Raw genomic sequence first — 4,133 nt, forward strand, 5'->3', positions numbered from 1 at the left:
ACCGGCCGGGCGACGACGGACCGGACCAGGAGACCGAGCGGATCGACGTGGGGGAGCTGCGGTGAACACCCCTCTGCGCCGGCTCGCGTCCGTCGTCGTCGTCATGTTCCTGACCCTGATGCTGGGCAGCACCTGGGTGCAGTTCGTCACCGCACCGGACCTCAACGCGGACGAGCGCAACGTCCGGACCCTCTACCGGGAGTTCGGCACCCCCCGCGGACCGATCGTCGTCGGCGGGGAGGCCGTCGCCTCCTCGGTCCCGGTCGACGACGTCTTCGGCTACCAGCGCGTCTACACGAACGGCCCGCTCTACGCGCACCTCACCGGCTACTACTCGGTGGTCTACCGCCGGTCCGAGCTCGAGTCCGCGATGAACACCGAGCTCAACGGCTCCGCGGACTCGCTCTTCCTGCGCCGCATCCAGGACCTCGTCACGGGCCGCCAGCCGCAGGGCGCCATCGTCGAGACGACGATCGTCCCCGCCATCCAGCAGGCGGCGTGGGACGCCCTCGGGGACCAGCGCGGCGCCGTCGTCGCGCTGGACCCGACCACCGGGGCGATCCTCGCGCTCGTGTCCAAGCCGAGCTACGACCCCGCGGCCCTCGCGTCCCACACGCAGGCCGACGTCACGGCGGCCTGGGAGGCGCTCAACGCCGACGAGGCCGAGCCCCTCATGAACCGTGCGCTGCGCGGGGACCTCTACCCGCCCGGCTCGGTCTTCAAGGTCGTCACGGCGGCCGCGGCCCTGGAGAACGGCCTGGACCCGGCCGCCCAGCTCCCGGCACCCGTGGAGCTCGACCTGCCGCTGACCACCCGGACGCTGCCGAACTTCGGGGGCGCCGCGTGCTCGCCGACCGGGACGCAGACGCTCGCCGACGCGCTCCGGATCTCGTGCAACACCGCGTTCGGGCAGCTCGGCCTGGACCTCGGCGCGGACGCCCTGCGGGATCAGGCGGAGGCGTTCGGCTTCTCCCAGCCCCTCGCCGTGCCGATGAGAGCCACGGAGAGCTCCTTCCCGGCCGAACCGGACGCCCCGTCCACGGCTCTCTCGGCGATCGGGCAGTACGAGGTGCGTGTGACCCCCTTGCAGGTGGCGATGATCTCCGCCGCCGTCGCCAACGACGGCGTCCTCATGCGCCCCTACTCCGTGGCGGCGGTGCGCAGCGCCGACCTCGAGGTCGTCGACGAGACGGACCCCGAGGAGATGGGGCGCGCCGTCTCGCCCGAGACGGCGCAGATCCTCACCGAGATGATGGTCGGCGTCGTGGAGTCGGGCAGCGGACGCGCGGCGCAGATCCCGGGCGTGCGGGTCGCCGGCAAGACCGGCACGGCCCAGACCGGCAACGAGGACGCCCCCCACGCGTGGTTCACGGCCTTCGCGCCCGCGGACGCCCCGCGCATCGCGGTCGCCGTCGTCGTGGAGAACGGCGGGTCGCTCGGCAACGAGGCGACCGGCGGGGCGGTCGCCGCCCCCATCGCGCGGGCGGTCATCCAGGCGGCGCTCCAGTGAGCCCGCGCGCCGCGTCCGCGTCCGCGGCGGGCGCCGCGACCGGCCGGCCGACGACGGACGGCACCGGACCGTGAAGCCGACCGAGGGCGTCGCGCTGGGCGACCGCTACCGCCTCGGCACCCGGATCGCCGTCGGCGGCATGGGTGAGGTGTGGGCCGCGCACGACACCGCGCTCGGGCGCGACGTGGCCGTCAAGGTGCTGCGGGAGGAGTTCGCGGGGGACGCCGGGTTCCTCGAGCGCTTCCGCACCGAGGCGCGCAACAGCGCCCAGCTCTCGCACCCGAACATCGCTGCGCTGTACGACTACGGCGAGCAGGACGGGTCGGCGTTCCTCGTCATGGAGCTCATCCTCGGAGAGCCCATGTCCGACCTGCTCGACCGGCAGCCCGTGCTCCCCACGCGCCGGCTCCTGCCGATCCTCGCCCAGACCGCCCGGGCCCTCCACGCCGCGCACGTCGCCGGTGTGGTGCACCGCGACGTCAAGCCGGGCAACATCCTCGTGGCCCGGACCGGGCAGGTGAAGATCACCGACTTCGGCATCTCCACGGCGATCAACCAGGTGCCGATGACGGCGTCGGGGATGGTCATGGGGACGGCGCAGTACCTCTCGCCCGAGCAGGCGATGGGCCGGGCCGCGACCCCCGCGTCGGACATGTACTCCCTGGGGATCGTCGCGTACGAGGCGCTGGTCGGGCACCGGCCCTTCACGGGGTCCACGGCCGTCGACATCGCGATCGCGCACGTCAACACCGCGGTGCCGCCGCTGCCGGCGTCGATCGACCCGGTGCTGGCGGACCTGGTCATGCGGATGCTCGACAAGGAGCCGCAGGGGCGGCCCCGGTCGGCCGCATCCCTCGCCCGGCACCTGGACGACATGCTCGACAAGACCCCGTCCGACGGCGTCCCGCTCGCCCAGGGCCGGCACGCGCGGCCGGTCGACGTCGTCGACGCGGACGAGCGCGCCGCGGCGCTGCCACCGGTGCTGCCGCCGGCGCGTCCGTCCGCGACGTCGGGGGGCACCGCCGCCTCGGCGTGGACGGCGTCGTCGGCGGAGGAGCCGGTGCCGGTTCCCGGCCCGGCGAGCACCGGACCCACCAGCACCGGCCCCGCGAGCGCTGGACCCACCAGCACCGGGCCCACGCGCACCGGGCCTTCGAGCACCGGGCCCACGCGCACCGGGCCTTCGAGCACCGCGCCCACGCGCACCGGGCCTACGAGCACCGGCCCCACCGCACCCGGCCCGATGGCCCCTGGTCCGACCGCTGCCGGTCCCGCCCTGCCCGCCGCTCCCACCTCAACCGCAGCAGCCACCTCACCCGCAGCAGCCGCGGCACCGGAGGTGCCCGCACGGCCGGCGGCAGCTGCAGCCGCAGCGCCCGCAGCGTCCGCCGTCCCCGCAGCGCAGCAGCCGCCGTCGGAGACACCCCCGCCGGACCGTCCTGCCGACGGCGCCCCCGCGGGCGTCCGCCGCGTCTCGACCAGCACCGGCCGCCGCTGGGGACCCGTCTCGCACCCCTTCGTGGCGCTCGTCCTCATGGTGATCTTCGCGCTCCTGGGCGCGCTGTTCGCGGATAGCCTGTGGGGTCCGTCCAGGGCGAGCGGTTCGGACCCCGCCTCCCGGGTCCTGGCAATCCAGGATGGGATGATCCAGTGGTTCCCTGGAGCACCAGGGACGACGACGACTGCGAGGGACCTGTAGTGGTGGACGACGCACCCCGGATGCTGGGCGGCCGGTACGAGGTCGGCGAGCTCATCGGGCGTGGCGGCATGGCCGAGGTCCACATCGGCCACGACACACGCCTGGGCCGCACGGTCGCGATCAAGATCCTGCGCTCCGACCTCGCCCGCGACCCGTCCTTCCAGGCACGGTTCCGCCGCGAGGCCCAGGCCGCCGCCTCCCTCAACCACCCCGCGATCGTCGCCGTCTACGACACGGGCGAGGACGTCCACACCGACCACGCCGGCACGGTCCACCACGTCCCCTTCATCGTCATGGAGTACGTCGAGGGCCACACCGTGCGGGACATCCTGCGCGACGGCTCCGCGGTGCCGATCGAGGAGGCCGTCGAGATCACGGTCGGCGTCCTCTCGGCGCTGGAGTACTCCCACCACGCGGGGATCGTCCACCGGGACATCAAGCCAGCGAACGTCATGCTCACCCCCACGGGTGCGGTCAAGGTCATGGACTTCGGCATCGCGCGCGCGATGGCGGACGCCGCCGGGACCATGACCCAGACTCAGGCGGTCATCGGCACGGCGCAGTACCTCTCCCCGGAGCAGGCGCGCGGCGAGGCCGTCGACGCCCGCTCCGACCTGTACTCCACCGGCTGCCTGCTGTTCGAGCTGCTCACGGGCCGGCCGCCGTTCATCGGCGACTCGCCCGTCGCGGTCGCGTACCAGCACGCCCGCGAGGAGGCCCAGGCCCCGAGCACGTTCGCGTCGGACGTGCCCGAGTCCCTGGACCGGATCACCGTCAAGGCGCTGGCCAAGGACCGCGACGACCGGTACGCCACGGCCGGGGACTTCCGCGCCGACCTCGAGGCCTCGCTGCGCGGCGGGCACATCGACGCTCCGCCGGTCGGCGCGATCGGCGCCGCAGCCGCGGCGGCCGGCCTCGCCGCGG

At 74.4% G+C, this 4,133-nt stretch carries 3 protein-coding genes; all 3 read left to right on the top strand.

The genetic code is table 11. From position 1 onward, the window contains the following. Positions 1-61 precede the first annotated feature (61 nt). Positions 62-1,510, top strand: a complete 1,449-nt coding sequence (locus tag N866_RS01430) for a peptidoglycan D,D-transpeptidase FtsI family protein (RefSeq protein ID WP_034221627.1) — start codon at positions 62-64, stop codon at positions 1,508-1,510. A 70-nt stretch (positions 1,511-1,580) separates the two neighbouring features. After that, on the top strand, positions 1,581-3,209 hold the full coding sequence (locus N866_RS20240) for a serine/threonine-protein kinase (protein ID WP_081802232.1): 1,629 nt from the start codon (positions 1,581-1,583) through the stop codon (positions 3,207-3,209). After that, the coding region (gene pknB / locus N866_RS01440; RefSeq protein WP_034221629.1) for a Stk1 family PASTA domain-containing Ser/Thr kinase at positions 3,209-4,133 on the top strand (925 nt) is incomplete at its 3' end. The genes N866_RS20240 and pknB, both read left to right, overlap by 1 nt.

It is taken from the genome of Actinotalea ferrariae CF5-4 (assembly GCF_000603945.1).
GTDB classification, from domain to species: domain Bacteria; phylum Actinomycetota; class Actinomycetes; order Actinomycetales; family Cellulomonadaceae; genus Actinotalea; species Actinotalea ferrariae.